11 protein-coding genes are annotated in these 17,403 nt (G+C 55.5%); 2 read left to right on the top strand and 9 right to left on the bottom strand.

The window, feature by feature from the left end; translation table 11 throughout:
- Positions 1-36: 36 nt before the first annotated feature.
- The 4 genes from K2H17_RS05540 to K2H17_RS05555 form a co-directional block, all read right to left on the bottom strand.
- The gene (locus tag K2H17_RS05540; RefSeq protein WP_300132366.1) at positions 37-840 is read right to left on the bottom strand and encodes a glycerophosphodiester phosphodiesterase family protein; all 804 of its coding nucleotides are present in this window, start codon (positions 838-840) and stop codon (positions 37-39) included.
- A gap of 90 nt (positions 841-930) precedes the next feature.
- Entirely contained in the window at positions 931-2,040 is a 1,110-nt protein-coding gene (hemW, locus tag K2H17_RS05545) for a radical SAM family heme chaperone HemW (RefSeq protein WP_300132367.1), read from the bottom strand.
- A gap of 27 nt (positions 2,041-2,067) precedes the next feature.
- Entirely contained in the window at positions 2,068-5,013 is a 2,946-nt protein-coding gene (locus K2H17_RS05550) for a PD-(D/E)XK nuclease family protein (RefSeq protein ID WP_300132369.1), read from the bottom strand.
- A gap of 46 nt (positions 5,014-5,059) precedes the next feature.
- Positions 5,060-6,190, bottom strand: a complete 1,131-nt coding sequence (locus tag K2H17_RS05555; protein WP_300132370.1) for a DNA polymerase III subunit delta' — start codon at positions 6,188-6,190, stop codon at positions 5,060-5,062.
- Positions 6,191-6,285: 95 nt separating this feature from the next.
- Here K2H17_RS05555 and K2H17_RS05560 point away from each other — a divergent pair, with 95 nt between their 5' ends.
- Together K2H17_RS05560 and K2H17_RS05565 are read left to right on the top strand one after the other, a co-directional pair.
- Positions 6,286-7,089 carry a patatin-like phospholipase family protein gene (locus K2H17_RS05560; protein WP_300132373.1) on the top strand — a complete coding sequence of 268 codons (804 nt, stop codon included), beginning with the start codon at positions 6,286-6,288 and terminating at the stop codon, positions 7,087-7,089.
- 86 nt (positions 7,090-7,175) lie between these two features.
- Complete coding sequence (locus K2H17_RS05565; RefSeq protein WP_300132375.1) at positions 7,176-8,885, top strand: alpha-amylase family glycosyl hydrolase; 1,710 nt, start codon at positions 7,176-7,178, stop codon at positions 8,883-8,885.
- Between the two features lie 174 nt (positions 8,886-9,059).
- Here K2H17_RS05565 and K2H17_RS05570 read toward each other — a convergent pair whose 3' ends face one another.
- The 5 genes from K2H17_RS05570 to K2H17_RS05590 form a co-directional block, all read right to left on the bottom strand.
- Entirely contained in the window at positions 9,060-11,453 is a 2,394-nt protein-coding gene (locus tag K2H17_RS05570) for an endonuclease (protein WP_300132378.1), read from the bottom strand.
- 47 nt (positions 11,454-11,500) lie between these two features.
- A complete protein-coding gene (locus K2H17_RS05575) occupies positions 11,501-13,483 on the bottom strand; it encodes a dihydrofolate reductase (protein WP_300132420.1) in 1,983 nt (660 codons plus the stop codon).
- A gap of 58 nt (positions 13,484-13,541) precedes the next feature.
- Positions 13,542-14,735, bottom strand: a complete 1,194-nt coding sequence (locus K2H17_RS05580) for a class I SAM-dependent rRNA methyltransferase (RefSeq protein ID WP_300132381.1) — start codon at positions 14,733-14,735, stop codon at positions 13,542-13,544.
- An 83-nt stretch (positions 14,736-14,818) separates the two neighbouring features.
- On the bottom strand, positions 14,819-16,174 hold the full coding sequence (gene rseP / locus K2H17_RS05585; RefSeq protein WP_300132383.1) for an RIP metalloprotease RseP: 1,356 nt from the start codon (positions 16,172-16,174) through the stop codon (positions 14,819-14,821).
- Between the two features lie 38 nt (positions 16,175-16,212).
- Positions 16,213-17,382, bottom strand: a complete 1,170-nt coding sequence (locus K2H17_RS05590; protein WP_300132386.1) for a 1-deoxy-D-xylulose-5-phosphate reductoisomerase — start codon at positions 17,380-17,382, stop codon at positions 16,213-16,215.
- Positions 17,383-17,403: the final 21 nt, after the last annotated feature.

The following is a 17,403-nucleotide window of genomic DNA, read 5'->3' on the forward strand; positions in this document are numbered from 1 at the left end:
TACGCATATACCGCGAAAAACACTTGCTTCGGGAAGTTAATTTGTGATAAGAGGGAGTGCTTCCGGGGAGAGATAGTCGGTGACGATGTAATCGACACCGAGGTTGCGCAGGCGGGTGTAGTCCTCGGAGGTGTTGACAGTCCAGACATTGACCTTGACTCCGGCTTCATGGTAGCGTCTGACACAGTCTGCGTCAACAAGATCGGCTCTGATCTGCACGTCGAGTCTGCGGGAGTTTGACCAGTCGAACATCTCCTTCCATTTTGCATCGGCCTGAAACTGGAGTTTGATTTCCGGGTGGTTCGCCATCAGATAGTCGATATAGTCAGGTTCCGATGTGAGGATCACACACTTTCCGGCCATGCCCTTCTCCCTGATGAGGCTGACAAGCGGCGAAAGGTGGCCGCAGTCCTTGGTGTCTTTAGAGAATGTCTTGAGATGCAGGAGCGGTGCCACACCCTTGTCGGCACAGATGTCAAGAAATTCTCCGACCGTGCAGATTCCTTTGGCTCTGTATGTCGCGCTGTCGCGCTGCTGGGTGTAGGCTTCGTTGCGGAGATCAGCTATGGTCGACGAGGCAATCTTCATGTGGCCGCCGAGTCGGTCAGTCTTGCCGTCGTGAGAAGTGACGAACACAGAATCAGCTGTTGCCCTCACGTGAGCCTCCATCATAGTGAAACCGCGCCGGGCGCCTTCGAGATAGGCATCTGCGGTGTTTTCGACCGCATAACCGCAGCCGCGCCGACCGATCATCACCGGTTCGGAGGCTGAAAGTGAAGTCATGGTGGCTGAGAGCAGCATCGCTGCGATGATATTTCTTGGAGATGCGATAATTTTCATGGACGTATGTGATTTTTACGGATTATTTTATGGTGGTGAAAAATTCGGATGTTGAGCAGGAGGAGGGGGACTGTTGAGAGGGAGAGTCGGCTACACTCTTATCAGTGGCAGGAGGATGGAGTTGGAGGTGAGCCAGCGGGATTCGGGGATGACGTAGGCGCCTGCCGGGGAGATTTCGAGGTCGCCGGAGGAGAGGAGCGGTCCGGCTGTCGAGAGGAAAAATTCGCGGATTTCAGGACCGAAGAAGCGTCCGATTTCGTCGGGATGCAGTCCGTGGCTGGTGCGCAGGCGTGTGATCAGAAGATCATTGAAGCGGTTGTCGGCAGTCTCCTCTTCTGTGACGGCCACATTGCGGCCTCCGGCTGAGATATAGTCTTTCAGCGCCGACGGATTGAACGACCGGCAGCGTCCGTCAAACGAATGTGCGCCCGGCCCAAGTCCGATGTAAGGCGAATTGTCCCAATAGGCAGAGTTGTGGACAGCTTTGCGGCCCGGCAGAGCGAAGTTGGAGATCTCGTAGTGGAGATAGCCCGCATCGCGCATCCTTTCGCAGAGATGGCTGTACATCTTTTCCGCCGTTTCGTCGTCAGCCTCCCTGACCTTACCGCGTTGACGCATGATGTCGAGGCGCGTTCCGGGTTCGTATGAGAGCAGATAGGCCGAGATGTGTTCGGGGCGGAAGCCGATGAGCCGATCAAGCGACATGGCCCATGACTCCTGAGTCTGGCCGGGCAATCCGTAGATGAGGTCACAGCTGAGGTTGCCGATCCCTCCGCGCCGCAGACAGTCGATGGCTTCGGCTGCACGGGCTGCGCTGTGGCGGCGCCCTACGGTCTGCAATTCTGTGTCGCAAAACGACTGGATGCCCATGCTGACACGCCGGAATGGGGTCTCGCCAGTGATGAAGGCGGTCCATTCGTCAGTGACATCCTCCGGATTGGCCTCGATTGTAGCCTCGCGCAGATTTTCGGTCGGGAGAGCGTCGAGCAGGCGGCGCAGCAGCCTTGGCGGGAGCGACGATGGTGTTCCTCCGCCGAAATAGAGTGTGTCTACCGGCTCTCCGAGGCCTTCGGAACGGCAGGCCCATTCGCTGACCGCGGCATCGACAAAGGCTTCCATCCACTCGCGGCGCGGAGTGGAGTAGAAATCGCAGTAGGCGCATTTGGCATGGCAGAACGGTATGTGGACATAGAGTTTCATCGGCTTTGGTTTAGAGTGTGGCGGGGCTTACGACGGGTTCTTGCGGCATATCGCCTTGAAACTGCAAAATGTGCAGCTCTCTTCTTTCAGCGCCTGTGTGAATGGCACATCCGGATTGAAAATCTCGGCCACGGTAGCCCTGAAGCGTTCCATGAAGCCGTCGTTGACCTGACGGTAATCTTCAAGAGGCTCCCCGGCATAGCGCAGTGGAGTCAGTCCGGAGGTGGAGAGGGTGCGGAATGGGTAGATCTGTGGCTTGATCGCATCCTTGTGGCCCGTCTGCTGCGCATAGGCGTTGCAATAGAACAGCAACTGGAGGATGGCTTTGCGGCGGTCTTTGATTTCCGGATCGAAGAGCTCGTCCATGTCCTTGAAATCCGTAAGGTCGCCGCCGGTCTTGTAGTCGACGATGCGCAGCAGTCCTGCCCCCTCGGCATAGCGGCCCGAAGGATAGACGCGGTCGATTCGGTCGATGATCTGATAGATGTTGACGCTCAGTGAATCGCTGATGCGCATGGTGCCGGTCAGTTTGTGTTCGCCGTCAATGAAGTCAAAGGGCGCAATCTTTTTTTCTTCTCTGAACATGAGGATCAGGAAGTGTTTCATCACCCGTCCCAGCACCTTGCACTCGCCGACAAGCGGAGTGCGGTCGCCCGCCGGATAGCGGTTATATTTTTCGTTGATGAGCTCGGTGATCACCGTGTCGAGCCTGACCTCATTTTTGATGAACGAGTCGAGGATCTCGGCCGTGATCTTCACTTCGCTGTGGTTTCCGCGCAACTCCTTGTAGAGCCGTTCGGCTACGGCATGCATGATGTCACCGTAGGTCCCGGAGTCCATGTAGTCCATCACCTCCTCGTCGAGGTCGAGTCCGCAGATGCGTTTGAGATAGAACGAGAGCGGGCAGTTGATATAGGCATTGATCGACGAGGCCGACAGAGTCTTCCCGCCTGGGACCGTAAACTCTTTCAGCTTCGCCATGATCTCAGGAGTCTTCACGACCGTCAGACTCTCTTCCTCGGTGGTGACGCTTGAAAACGATGCCAGATCATGGTCAACCTCGCATTCCGGAAAGAGATAGAGCAGCTGGGCGATGTAGCGTGAGATCTCGCTGTTTTTTCCGCTGAGGGTCCGCGCGTCGTAAAACAGTCTGACATTTGTGGCGCGGGAGATCAGCCGATAGAACGAATAGGCGAAGATCGACTCCTGGAGTTCGGTTGTGGCCATTCCGTAGCTGCGCCGCAGAGAGTCCGGGATGAAGGATCTCGAATACTGCTTGCGCGGAAAGACACGCTCGTTCATCGAGAGGATGATCAGATTGTCGAAGTCAAGGGCGCGGGTCTCCAGGACACCCATCACCTGGAGGCCTTTGAGCGGTTCGCCGGTGAAACGTATGTTGACTGACGAGATTGTCGATTGCAGCAGCTGGATAAAGGTGGTGTCCTTCATGCTGATCTTCCAGCGGCTGCATGAGCGGCGGATGTTTTCCAGTTCGATCAGATAGGTGTCAAGGAAGTAGTTTTCGATCATCCGTTCGCGGTCTCCGGCAGTGAATCCGCGCAGGGTGCTTGCGAGCGTGAAGAAATAGTTGTGGACCTCCTCGATGCCGTTGGTGTCGGTGACAGGGGTGAAGATGAAGCTGAGTTCCGGCGCCGTCCGGGTGATCAGGCTTGCGGGCACCATGTAGAGGCGCCGCTCGACCATCAGTCTCAGCAGTGCGTTGCAGCCCTCAGGCGCATAGCTCTGGAGCATGGGGTGGGTAAGCACCGCGCGCATGTCCTCATAGAAAAACGACCATTCGCCGCGTGAGAGCGAGCTGCGGAGCTGGAGATTGACAATGGTCGACATCAGCGATGAGACAGCCGTGTTTTTCAGCGGGAAACCCATAGTGACATTGAGCGCGCTGATCTGCGGCGGCACGGCGTGGACCATCGGGATGAAAAGATTCTCGTCGGGCAGCACCACGGCGGTGTCGATAGCGTCGGCTGTATCCGTCACCGCGCCCTCTGAAAGCCATTGGGTGAGCTGTTGTCCGGCAAGTTTGGTCTGTCCGAAAGCACTCGGCACACCGGTGATGTGGATTTTCGGGAAAGAGAGCTTTTCGGAGTAGTGCTCGCCAAGATCGTAGAGCGAGGGGAAACACTGGATGTTGTTCTGCATGAACAGTGCCGCGCGGTTGCCTTTGGCCTGAAATGCAGGCGAGGCCATGTCCCAGTAGAAATCGGCACAGCCGCGCGCCCGCAGCTTCTCGAAGATCCTGATTTCGGAAAGGGTCAGCACATTGAAGCCGACGAATATGTAGCGTTTGAACGGCAGCTTGAAATCGCTCCCCTTGCTCAGAAGATTGACGGCGTTGCGGGCAAACATGCCGCGTGTGGCCATGCCGTTGTCGAGCAGGCGTTTGTGGAAGCGGTCGAATAGCTCGTCAAGGACTTCCCAGAGTTGCAGGAATTTGTTTTCGAGAGGGGTGGGGGTGCTGTGTATGTGGTTCCAGAATTCGTCGGGACTGCTGTGGACAAACTTCTCGCCCCAGTAGCGGTTGATGATTTCGACCTGTTCCTCGGTCAGATAGTTGGCGCTGACTTCGCGGAAGCGCTGGAGGTTGACGAAGAGCTTGTGTGGGTCCACAAGATAGAGGTCGACATCGTTGAAGTCGTTGAGCAGCATCTCGCCCCAGAAGAGGAAGCGGTCGAAGTCTGCGACATTTTCTCCGCTCAGGCTGCGGTATTCATTGTAGAGTATGAAGAGCTGGTCGAGGCGAGGCGCTTCGGTCAGAGCCGAAAAACTGCGTGTCACCTCCGCGATTGTCGCGATCTCAGGCATCAGAAACGGCTGTCCGTCGGCTTCGGCTGCAAGATAGTGGGTGAAAAACACCCCGCTTCGTTTGTTGGGGAAGACGAAGCAATAGTCCTGGAGCTTGTTCAGTTCGTTGGCCGCATAGACTCCGGCCACTTGACGGAGAAATGGAATCATTGGAGTGGATATGAGGGGGGCTGGAGTGGTGAGTGACAGCTTATTTTCAGAAATTCTTGATCAGGATGATCATTTTGATGGCAAAATCGAAATTGACAATCTTGCCGTTGGCGTTTCCGGCAATGTCGGTTGCCGCCCGGTTCATTTCCGAGATTATTTTCTCGGCGTTGTTCTCGGTGATGAAGCGGGCGAAGTTTTTGCTGAACTGAGCCTCGTTGCGGTTGAGGTAGAGCAGATCCGGGACATTGAAATTGTAGATGAAATTCTCGCGGATGAGGCGCTGGGAGTAGTCGTAGAACTTCACGGCCTGCTCGCGTCCGAGGGCCGCCACGTCGGAACTCCACTCCTTCAGCCCCTTGACATCGCGCTGGTAGCTCAGGCGCATGAGCCTGACAAAGAGGTCGAAAAACATGCGGCTGACGCTCGTTGCATCCATTGCCCGCAGAGCGCTGTTGACATCACCGGCTGCAATATGGGCCATCGAGAGGGCGTCCTGCGGGTCGATCGCCAGTGTTTCCGCGAGATAGCGGGCCACGGTCTCGTCGCTCAGGCGCTTCATCTCGATCGGGCGGCAGCGGGAGTAGATTGTCGGCAGGATCGAGGCGGCGTTGTCGGAGACAAGTATGAAGATGGTGTCGGCAAAAGGCTCTTCGATCAGTTTGAGCAGTTTGTTGGCTGTCTGCTCGTTCATTTTTTCGGGAAGCCAGATGATCACGGTCTTGTAGCGCGAGAGTGTGGTTGTCACCGCGAGGCGCTGTTCAAGGGCCTCGCTTTCGGAGACGTAGATCACCGGCTGGGCGTTTTTCTTTTCGAAATAGCCTGTCCAGCGGTCGAAGTCCATGAACGGACTGGCGCTCACAAATTCCTTGAATTCGCCCATGTAGTCATCCGACACCGGGGCTTTGAGCTTCTCGGTCTTGACCACCGGAAAGACGTAGATGCTGTCGACATGGTTGAAACTTTCGCTTTGCAGACACGACGGGCAGCAGCCGCACGGTTCGCCCTCCGGTGTCGGAGACTGGCAGTGAAGCAACTGGGCGAAAGCGCGGGCAAGCATGAATTTTCCGATGCCGGCTGGGCCGTGGAGCAGCAGTGCGTGTGGGATGCGGCCGTCGGCCACCATGTCGCGCAACTGGCGCTTGACATTTTCATGTGATGGAATCTGACTGAACTTCATGATAAGGCAAAGTTACGCAAAACACACGACTTTCTTGTCTGACAGGGGCAAAAAAGTCGTGTGTTTTGCGTATCTTTGCAACCGTTATGCTTGATATGTTGAAATTTTCGCGCAAGCCTTATAAACTCGGACTCGTCCTCAGTGGTGGAGGAGCCCGCGGTTTTGCCCATGCCGGCGCTCTGAAAGCACTTGAGGAGGTCGGCATCAGACCCGACATCGTGGCCGGAGTCAGTGCCGGCTCTGTGGTGACGGTGATGTATGCTTCCGGAATGGCCCCCGAAGAGATCCTGAAAGTGTTCAGTAATGCCAAGTTCGGTGATTTTGCCGAGCTTGGAGTACCGCGTGACGGTTTCTTTTCGATGGACGGTTTCAAGAAATTTCTGCGCAGGCAGATTCCCTACGAGAATATCGAGGATCTGCCTCTGCCGGCGGTGGTCTGCGCCACAGACCTTGACAACAATCGCCCCGAAGCATTCTGGGAGGGCACTCTGGTCGACTGCGTGGCCGCTTCATGCAGCATCCCGATCATCTTCAAACCGATCAGGATCAAGGGTGTCACCTATGTCGACGGCGGAGTTCTCGCCAATCTTCCGGCCTGGGCGCTCAGAGACAAGTGCAAATATCTTATCGGCATAAATTGCAGCCCGATGCCGGCCCGCGGCAAGCCGAAATCGCTAATGGACATAGCTCACCGCACCTACGATCTGCTTGTCAAAAACAATTCACAGTCACAGATGGAACTTTGCGACCTGGCCATAACTATTGACGATGTAGCCTCCTACAAGGTTTTCAATCTCAAGGAAATAACCCGTGTCTTCAGGTCGGGCTACGACAACACTCTCCAGGCCCTGCTTGATGCGGGCTTTACTCTCCGTGGCGACAGACGCAAAAAGAAATAGCACCTCACACACTCTCTCCAAAGGTTCAGTTTAATCAGATCAGACAGTCCACGAAATAGGTGACTGTCACATACAATACATTCGGAATGGATAAAAAACCAATCATCTATCAGCTTTTACCAAGACTTTTCACAAACGCGAACAGGAACTGCATTCCTGGAGGAACATATAAACAGAACGGTTCAGGCAAGTTCAACGACATCTCCGACGCTGTCCTTTCGGGCATCAAGGAACTCGGCGCCACACATGTGTGGTACACGGGTGTGATCGAACACGCCACCAAGACCGATTACAGCGCCGAAGGCATCACCCCTGACAACCCCCATGTGGTCAAAGGGCAGGCCGGGTCTCCCTATGCCATCAAGGACTACTATGATGTCGATCCGGATCTGGCTGTCAACGTCGGCAAGCGCATGGAGGAGTTCGAGGCTCTCGTGGCCCGTACACACGATGCCGGACTTGATGTCATCATTGACTTTGTCCCCAACCACACCGCGCGCTCCTATCACAGCGATGTCAAGCCCGCCGGAATCAAGGATCTCGGCGAGGATGACAATCCCGACATGTTTTTCGACCCCAACAACAACTATTATTATATCACCCGTCAGCTTTTCGCTCCATCGGTCGATATGGGAAGCGGCAAGCAGGCCTATATCGAGTTTCCGGCGAAGGCAACCGGCGATGACTGCTTCTCGGCTTTTCCGGGCGTCAACAACTGGTATGACACCGTGAAGCTCAACTACGGACGCGACCCCGGCAACTGGAGCACCCACTATTCTCCGATTCCCGACACATGGATGAAGATGCTCCACATCCTGCGCTTCTGGGCCTCGAAGGGTGTCGACGCTTTCCGCTGCGACATGGTCCACATGGTTCCCCTGGAATTCTGGCAGTGGGCCATCCCCAATGTCAAGGACCGCTATCCCCATGTCAGATTCATCGCCGAACTCTATGACATCCACATCTACCGCGATTTCATCGAGAAAGGCGGCTTCGACTACCTTTATGACAAGGTGAACCTCTACGATACACTCCGTGCCATCCAGTGTCACAACCATTCCGCCGCTACCATCACCAACTGCTGGCAGACCGTCGAAGGAATCTCGCAACACATGCTCAACTTCCTTGAAAACCACGACGAACAGCGTTTCGGCTCGAAATTCTATGCCGGAGATCCGGCAAAGGTCATCCCGTCGCTCGTTGTCAGCTCGATGATCTCGACAGGCCCAATGATGATCTACGCCGGCCAGGAACTCGGCGAGCAGGCCACAGACTGCGAGGGCTTCAGCGGCTACGACGGCAGGACCACGATTTTCGACTACTGGAGTGTCGGCACTCTGCGCCGCTGGTACAATGACGGCAAGCCCGGAGGAGCCTTCCTGACTCCCCGTGAACGCTGGTTGCGCTCGAAGTATTGCACCATTCTCAACATCTGCAACCGCGAACGGGCCATTTCCCAGGGCCGTTTCTTTGACCTGATGTATGTCAATTATCAGAATCCGACCCTCAATCCGCACCGTCAGTATGCTTTCATCCGTCATTGCGATGGCGAGACAATCATTATCGCTGTGAATTTCTCGGCTGACTCCTGTGACCTTGGCATAAACATTCCCCGTCATGCATTCGAAATGTTCGGCATCCCTGAGGGCGAGGCCGTGGCAACGGAACTTATCACCCGCGATCAGGACACCAAGCAGCTGAGCAGCACCGAACCTTTCCGCACGATGATCCCCCCCTATGACGCCGTTGTCTGGAAAATCCGCCACCGTCAGGTGAGACCTGCGGCAAAGAAATAGTCAGCGCCCAGGCGGAGACGCCGGGGCATGACCGAATATAATAGATATAAGAAGAGCGCCTTCAGAGGCGATACCGGATCAGGTATCAGTTCTGAAGGCGCTTTTTTTAGAATATATCCGGAGGGTGCCGGGGCTTTGTCGGCTTTGGCGCCCTCGCGGAGTGGATGTCGGTGTTTACTTCACCACCACGCGGCGGATGTCGTTGAAGTTGGAGACGATATAGAAGCCGGGGGTGAGGGCGATGTCGGCGCTGCCGCTGATGACGCGGTCGGCGAGGATCATGCCTTCGAGGTTGTAGACGATGAAGCGTGTGGCTTCGCCGTGGTTTTCGATGACAAGCTGTCCGCCGAGCGAGTAGGCTTCCCAGTTCTGGATCTCATCGACGATTTCGATGCCTGACTGCTTGACATAGTCGGTCACGCTGATGTTGTCGATGTTCACACGGGAGCCTGAGGTCTGACGCAGACGGATCAGGTTGTTGCCCGGCACGTTGACTGTGAAGATGAATTCCTTGTAGGATGTCTCGGTTATGGCGGCTGAGCCTGCTGACTGCCATGTGTCGCCGTTGTCCGACGAATATTCCACCTCGACAGCCGCGTTGCCGTCAGTGCCGAAACGTTCGGCGAAGAAAGTGATTGTTCCTATGCCGTCAGGCTTGGCCGAGGCGGTTGTGATCGAGCTTGACGATGTTTTGCCGAAACGGACGGCACCGGTCTTGTCAACTCCTTCTGATGCGTTGAAAAGCACATCTTTGCAGTTCCAGGTGGTTGCCGATCCGTTGTAGACATGGTTGCCGTAGGAACCGCTGCCGGAAGGTTCGAAAGTCTCGATAAATTTCGGCTTTGACGGATCTGTGACAGTGGCCTGGATCATGGCATCGTCAGTGAAATATCCTTCGGTACGGGCCGTGATGAAGGTCTCGTAGTGGCCTGGGTCGGTTGCCCCGATGCGTATATAGAAGCGGTCTTCCATCGGCTGGAGCGAGAGGGTCTGCGACCATTCGTTTTTGTCGGTGGAGATTTCGAATGGCGAGTTGACCGCAATCGTGATCCGGCCTTCGATATTTTCAGTCTCCAGCCAGAGTTCCTCGGCGGCAGAAGGCTCTCCGGGGAGTGCGGTCAGCATCACGAATTCATCGCTGCCATAGTGCATGATGACGATCGACGGTTCGGGCTTTTCGGTGGTGACGGTCACGATGTTGGATTTCATTGTGGCCGATGAGAGCTGGTAGGTGTAGGTTGTTCCGGGTTGGAGACCGTTGACAATATAGCGGCCGTCATCGGCGCGGACAGCGACAGGATAGCCGCTGAGCGGAGTGCCGTTTTGGCATACGGTCAGCTGATAGTCAGAGTCGCCGGGAAGTGCGGTCCAGCAGGCCATGAATGATGTTTCGGTCACGTCTGATGGCTCATGAGCCGGAATTCCGTCAATGGCACTGGCCGAAAGGTTGACTTTGGTGACCAGCTGTCCGGAGGTCAGTGTCAGCACTGCGCTTGCGTTCTTGACAGTCTGAGATCTGAATGTCACGATCACTGTCGCTCCTGATCCGTTGATTTCCGAAGCGGCTACGGATGAGCGCGAGAGTGTGAAGTCTGCTGAGCTGACAGAGAGGCTGACGGCTGAAGTCAGGTTCCTGCCTTCGATTCTGACCGGCATCTGGAGAGGATAGCTGACAGCGGTGATTCCGAAGTTGATGGTTGAGCCGTCGGTCGGAAGATTGATCACGGGAGTCTGTGAGGCCGACGAGTGCCAGCCTTCGGTCTTCTTGTCGCCCCAGATGTGTTCGGCAAGATCAGGATGGTCGATGAATGGGTTGCGGTTCTTCTGATATTTGCTGACAGCCTCGTTGCGGTCTATTTCTTTCTGGCTGACCGGGTCCTGACGGTGCCATTTCAGCAGAAGTTTGACGGCCCATTCGTCGAACACCGGATAGCTGTTCTGATCGAGCATGGCCTGAGCCTCCTTGGTGTTCCAGCTTGCGATCCGGTCGTTATAGGCGGCAGCCATGTAGAAATAAGAACGTGCGAAGTCACCTTTATATTCATCGACCGGTTCAAAGACTGTCCCTGTGTAGCCGGGAAAGGTCGAAGATCCGAGTTTGCCGAGTGCCTTGACTCCGTTGGCCGAGGGTTCTGAAGTGCCGTTGGCACATTCGCCGAAGGGATGGTTGCTTCGCTGCCCGTTGACTTTTCCGTCAGTCGGATAGATGTGATAGGCGTCGGTGTACATCGGCTTTGCATCGTCAAACCAGCTTTTAGGGAAGGAATGCTCGCGGTTGTAGCAGCTGCCGATAGCGGTGTAGTTGCCACACTGTTCTTTGCGGTAGGTCCAGCGTTTGGTCGAATACATGTCCCAGACCTTGCCGTTTTCGTCAAGGTCGGAAGAGCCGTAGACATCCCACAGATCGCTGTAACTTACAGCGGTGTGAGGGCCGACAATTTCACACAGAGTGGACAGTAGGCTGGCGGCTTTCTTACCTTCACATTTGTCATAGTAACCGGAGGGAGCGGCCCCCCAAAGAACTGCCGCCATTAAAAATGGCGGCAGCAGTAGGAACAGACGTTTCATAAGCATTTATATGAAGTCTTTATGTTTGATTGTTTCGTGATATTCGTTTATTTCAATGTTCGATATTGTTTTGAGTAGCGGAGCACCTGCGGAAGGTAGTTTTCCTCGTAGCTTACAGTGACATCGGTGATGTTTCCGTCCTTGTCGGTGACAGGGGTGTAGACGGGGTTGACGAAGCCTTTGTAAGGAGCGATGTCCAGTTTTGCGTAGCGGTCGAGGACTTCTTTGTGGAGATCCTGATCGACTTTCACACCGTAGGTTTCCACAAGATCGCGTCCGGCCTGATAGTCACCCTCGCTCTTGATGCGCTGCACTTCGCCGAGGAGCTGGCCGAAGAGTTCGCGCAGCTTGTTGTAGTCGTTGATCTTGACGAAAGTCTTGCCGTCGCGCTTGACCATCTCGATGACGTTGTCGGCTTTGCCTTTTTCATAGACCCATTTGGAGATGAGCTGACGGTTGCGCATGTGGGCTTCTTCCACATCCTTGCCCGGTTCGATTCGCATCAGCTGGGTCATCAGGCCGTTGAGGATGAATTTATAGTATTCGGCCTTGTAGGCATCAGGATTGTCGAGCAGGCCGAGCTCAAGAAGTTTGGGATCGCCAAGATAGTAGAGCGCGAAGAGGTCGGCACGGGCTTCTTCAAGTGTTGATCCGTGAGCTTTCAGTGCATCGGGGTCGACTCCGGGGAGCAGACGGCCTGAGGCGTGGCCAAGACATTCGTGAAGGTCGGTGTGGAGGTTGTCGGTGATGAAGAGGTATTTGTCCATGAGGTCGGAGGTTTCCTTGTCGATGACAAACTCTTCGTTGAATCCGTTGCCGTGAGAAGCCTTGTCATAGGCGTCGGTGATGTTTTCAAGTGTCACCGATTTTGAACCGTGGGCGGCGCGGATCCAGTTGGCGTTGGGGAGATTGATTCCGATCGGGGTTGCGGGATAGGCGTCACCGGCGAGAATTGCTGCTGTGATCACCTTGGCGCTCACGCCTTTGACCTTGTCCTTGCGGAAGCGGGGATCTACCGGAGAGTTCTGTTCGAACCATTCGGCGTTGCCTGAGATGACCTCAGTGCGGTGAGAGGCTTCAAGATTCTTGAAGTTTACGATTGATTCGTAGGCGCCGGTCATGCCGAGGGGATCGCCGTAGCTTTCAATGAAGCCGTTGATGAAGTCGACCTGTGAATCGGTGTCTTCAACCCATGCGATGGAGTAGTTGTCGAAGGTTTTCAGATCGCCGGTGCGGTAATAGTCGATAAGTTTGTTGATGATTCCGCGCTGGGTGTCGTTTTCTGCATATTCAGCGGCTTTTCCGAGCAGCTCGATAATTTTCGAGATTGATTCAGAATAGAGACCGCCGACTTTGTAGACCTGCTCGATGACTTTGCCGTCCTGCTTGATGAGGCGGGTGTTGAGACCCCATGAAACCGGAGTTGCATCGGTGGTGTCTTTAAGAGCGTTGTAGAAGTTCTCGACTTCGGCCTGGGTGATTCCGTCGTAAAGATTGTTGGCCGAGGTGAGGATGAGGTCCTGGCCTTCGGCCTGGTTGACGCGCTTGGGCATCACTGTCGGGTCGAAAATGACGGTCAGAAGTGTCTCAAGGTCTTTGGGCTGCTGCTCGGCGGGAAGTTTAGCGGCCTGGGCGGCAAGGAATTCGCGGCTGAACGCAGGTGTGAACTTGTCCATCGAGTAGTGGTGATGGATGCCGTTGGCAAATTCGATCTGCTTCAGATAGAGTTCGAGCGCGCTGAATTCAGGGCTTTCGCGGTCTCCGTCAAAGGAAGTGTAGACGTTTTCAATCAGGTCGCGGATAGCGAGGTTGTATTTTCCGTTCTGATCCCAGAGCATGTCACGACCGGTGATGGCCGCTTCGGTCAGATAGTAGATTAATATGCGCTGCTGAGGGGTCAGTTTCTCAAAATCGGGCACTTTGTATCGAAGGATTTCGATATCGGCAAATCTGTCGACGTTATAGTTGAAGTCGTCAGCCGTTTCCTGTGTGGCCTTGGAGCCACAGGCTGTGATTGCCATTGCTGCCATTGCTGGAACAAAAAATTTGGTTAATGACATGGTTGAGATTGGTTAAGAGTTTTTTTACTTATTCAACGTAGACTACGAGTCCTTTGAGATATTCTCCTTCGGGATGATAGATGTTGACCGGGTGGTCGGCGGGCTGGGTGAGCTGGTGGAGGATGCGCACACGGCGGCCCGACATGGCGGCTGCCGTGAAGACAGCCAGGCGGAACTGCTCCTTGCTGATGGCCTGGGAGCAGGAGAAGGTGAAGAGCACTCCTCCGGGGGCTATTTTCTCGAATGCGGCGGCGTTGAGGCGGCGGTAGCCGATCATCGCGTTGCGGATGGCGCTGCGGTGTTTCGCAAAGGCCGGCGGGTCGAGAATGATCAGGTCATAGGCGCCTTTTTCAACTTTGGCAAGATATTTGAAGGCGTCTTCGGCGTAGGATTTGTGGCGTGAGTCGCCGGGGAAGTTCAGGTCGATGTTGGCGTCGGTCAGGGTGATCGCTTTGGCTGAACTGTCGACGGAGTGGACCAGTTCGGCCTCGCCACGCATCGCATAGACCGAGAAGCCTCCGGTGTAGCAGAACATGTTGAGCACACGTGCTCCCTTGCTGTATTTCTGAAGCAGCGAGCGGTTGTCGCGCTGGTCGACGAAGAAGCCTGTTTTCTGTCCTTTGAGCCAGTCGATGTTGAATTTCAGACCGTTTTCAACGGCGATGTTCGTGTTGTAGCCGCCGATGATGTAATCGTTGACCGGGTCGAGACGCGCTTTGAAGGGGAGGGTGGTCTCGGATTTGTAGTAGACGTTCCTGATTCCGGCTCCGGGCAGGCGGGTGAGTTCTTCCGCTATGGTCTTGCGGGCATAGTGCATGCCGGGGCTGTGGGCCTGCAATACGGCGGTGTCACCGTAGATGTCGACCACGCATCCGGGCAGGAAGTCGCCTTCGCCGTGGACCAGACGGAAGGTCGAGTTGTCGGGGCGGATGAGCCCCAGGCGCTGGCGCAGCTCCCAGGCGTGGCGCAGACGTGAGGCATAGAAGTCGCTGTCGATGGCTGAATCGGTGTTTTCGAGCATTCTGACGGCTATGGAGCCTATTTCATAGTGGCCGGTTCCGAGACAGCGGCCGTCGGCAGCTTCGACTCTGACGGTCTCTCCTTCTTCAAGACCGTCAGGGAGTGAGGCTATCGCTCCTGAAAATACCCAGGGGTGGAAGCGCAGGAGTGATTCTTCTTTTCCGCGCTTCAGTGTTATTGTTTTAAGTTGGGATGATGACATATCGTGACAATGGTTGGGGTGGGGTGAAGTGGGAGAGAATCAGGCCTTGGATATACCTTTAGAGGTTGTTTTTAAACAACCTCTTATTTGAAGAAGGCTCTGAAGATGTCGTTGCCGTTGGCGTAGAGCAGGAGCAGCAGCAGGAATGCCATGCCGATGTACTGGGCCACGATCAGCACCTTTTCAGGGGCCTGTTTGCGGGTGATGATTTCCCAGAGCAGGAACATGACGTGGCCGCCGTCAAGTCCGGGGATCGGAATGATGTTCATGAAGGCGAGCGCCACGGAGAGGAAGGCTGTGATTTCCCAGAAGCTGAGCCAGTTCCAGCGTTCGGGGAACATGTTGCCGATCGCACCGAAGCCGCCGAGGCTCTCTGCGCCTTCCTGCGAGAAGACATGCTTCATCGAGCTTACGTAGTTGGAGAGGGTAGTCGTGCCGATTTCCCAGCCTTTGGGGAAGGATGCGAAAAAGCCGTAGTCGACGGTGACAGGCTCATAGACAGCGGTGATCGGTCTGAGCTGGAAGCCGAGTTTGCCGTGTTCGTTGGGAGTGACCGGGATGCTGAGGGTCTTGCCGTCGCGCTCGATGGTCAGAGTGGTTTCCTTTCCGGCGCTTTCGACAAGGGCCGGGGTCAGTTCGGTGAACGACGGGGTCGCGGTCTGTCCCACGGCCACAATGTGGTCCCCCTCTTCGAGTCCGGCTTTGGCTGCGGCCTCGCCGGGGACGATGCGGTCTATGTAGACCGGCAGACGGTAGGCCAGGAAGCCTTTGTCGTCGTTCAGGCGGAAGATGAAGTCATCGGGAATGCGGATGTCGACTGTGTCGCGGTGGTTGCGGATGACAGTGACCACGTCGGCGTCAGCCATCTGATAGGGATAGTCTCCTTTGGATGCGTCGAGGAGTTTGCCGTCGGCCATATAGGGGATGTCGCCGTTGCGGAATCCGGCTTTCTGAGCTGCGGGTGCGAAGTCAAAGCCTTCTGTGGCAGCTTCAAATGGGATATATTGCGATCCCCAGTGCATGGCGATGCCTGCGTAGATCAGGATGGCGAGGATGAAGTTGAAGAGAACGCCGCCGAGCATCACCAGCAGTCGTTGCCAGGCCGGTTTGGTGCGGAATTCCCAGGGCTTGGGTTCCTGTTTCATCTGTTCGGTGTCCATCGACTCGTCGATCATGCCAGAGATCTTGCAGTAGCCTCCGAGCGGGAGCCAGCCTATGCCGTATTCGGTGTCGCGCCATGAGCTTTTGTTGGGATCGGCGTCCTTTTTGGCTTTTGGTTTCCACTTGACCAGCGAGAAGTAGGGGTCGAAAAACATGTAGAACTTCTCGACACGGATGCCGAAAATGCGGGCGAATATGAAGTGGCCGAACTCATGGATGATCACGAGAAAGGCCAGGGCCACTATGAGCTGAAGAGCTTTTATGAGGAATGTTTCCATTATGTTTTAATTGAAATTATGGATGCCGCGGTCTTGGATCATGCGCCGGCAAAGACTTTTTTCAGATTTTCTTCGGTGAATTTGATTGTCGCGTTGTGGGTGGCCACATAGTCATCGAGCGACGGAGTGGCTATGAAGTCGATTGCTTCGAGTGCGTCGGTGATGCTGCGATAGATGGCCGGGAAGGTGATCCGTCCTTCAAGGAAGGCCCGGACGGCCACTTCATTTGCCGCATTGATGATGCAGGCCGCGTTGCCGCCGCGTTTCAGGGCGTAGGGTGCCAGTGTCAGGCAGGGAAATTTTTCTGAATCGGGCTTCTCGAAAGTCAGCGATGAGTAGTCGGCGAGGCTGAGGGGCCGCTCGGAGGAGGGCAGACGCGAGGCGTCGCCGAGCGCATAGCGGATCGGAAGACGCATGTCGGGGATGCCGAGCTGGGCTTTGACGGCGCCGTCGATGAACTCTACCATCGAGTGGATGATCGACTGCGGATGCACGACGGCTTCGATCCTTTCAGGCTCGATGTCGAAAAGCCAGCGGGCTTCGATGATTTCAAAGGCCTTGTTGAGCATGGTGGCAGAGTCGATCGTGATCTTGGCTCCCATCTGCCAGCGGGGATGGAGAAGGGCCTCGCGGGCGGTCATTCCGGCTATCTGTGCGCTGTCCATCGTGCGGAAGGGGCCTCCGGAGGCGGTGATGATCAGCTTGTTGACAGAGCCTTTCTCTTCGCCGACAAGACACTGGTAGATGGCTGAATGTTCTGAGTCGACGGGGATGACTTTGGATTTTGACTCTGCCAGAAGGCGGCTGACAAGCTCGCCGGCCACGACGAGAGTCTCCTTGTTGGCCAGGGCGATCTCTTTGCCCGAACGGATTGCGCGGACGGTCGGCAGCAGACCGCTGTAACCGACAGTGGCCGTGACCACGGTGTCGAAATCGTCGCGGTCCATCGCGTCGGCGATCGCATCGGCTCCGGCGGCGGTCTCGATCCCTAAGGGAGCAAGGGCCTCGCGAAGGCGTGAATATTTCGACTCGTCGGCAATGACAGCGAGAGCCGGACGGTGTCTGCGGGCCTGCTCGATCAGTTCGTCGACTTTCGAGCCTGCCGTGAGCACCGTAGCCTTGAAGCGCTCAGGAAAATGGGAGATCACATCAAGTGTCTGCGTTCCGATCGATCCCGTAGAGCCGAGGATTGCTATATTATGTGGCATAGAATTTCTTTAGTGTTATGG

The sequence above is a fragment of the Duncaniella sp. genome (assembly GCF_029054785.1).
Taxonomy (GTDB): domain Bacteria; phylum Bacteroidota; class Bacteroidia; order Bacteroidales; family Muribaculaceae; genus Duncaniella.

What these genes read in the sequence shown, in the direction of transcription:
- hemW (WP_300132367.1), bottom strand. Translation starts at nt 2,040, where the DNA reads ATGAAACTCTATGTCCACATACCGTTCTGCCATGCCAAATGCGCCTAC.
- K2H17_RS05550 (WP_300132369.1), bottom strand. Translation starts at nt 5,013, where the DNA reads ATGATTCCATTTCTCCGTCAAGTGGCCGGAGTCTATGCGGCCAACGAA.
- K2H17_RS05555 (WP_300132370.1), bottom strand. Translation starts at nt 6,190, where the DNA reads ATGAAGTTCAGTCAGATTCCATCACATGAAAATGTCAAGCGCCAGTTG.
- K2H17_RS05575 (WP_300132420.1), bottom strand. Translation starts at nt 13,483, where the DNA reads ATGGCAGCAATGGCAATCACAGCCTGTGGCTCCAAGGCCACACAGGAA.
- K2H17_RS05570 (WP_300132378.1), bottom strand. Translation starts at nt 11,453, where the DNA reads ATGAAACGTCTGTTCCTACTGCTGCCGCCATTTTTAATGGCGGCAGTT.
- K2H17_RS05540 (WP_300132366.1), bottom strand. Translation starts at nt 840, where the DNA reads ATGAAAATTATCGCATCTCCAAGAAATATCATCGCAGCGATGCTGCTC.
- rseP (WP_300132383.1), bottom strand. Translation starts at nt 16,174, where the DNA reads ATGGAAACATTCCTCATAAAAGCTCTTCAGCTCATAGTGGCCCTGGCC.
- K2H17_RS05590 (WP_300132386.1), bottom strand. Translation starts at nt 17,382, where the DNA reads ATGCCACATAATATAGCAATCCTCGGCTCTACGGGATCGATCGGAACG.
- K2H17_RS05580 (WP_300132381.1), bottom strand. Translation starts at nt 14,735, where the DNA reads ATGTCATCATCCCAACTTAAAACAATAACACTGAAGCGCGGAAAAGAA.
- K2H17_RS05560 (WP_300132373.1), top strand. Translation starts at nt 6,286, where the DNA reads ATGTTGAAATTTTCGCGCAAGCCTTATAAACTCGGACTCGTCCTCAGT.
- K2H17_RS05565 (WP_300132375.1), top strand. Translation starts at nt 7,176, where the DNA reads ATGGATAAAAAACCAATCATCTATCAGCTTTTACCAAGACTTTTCACA.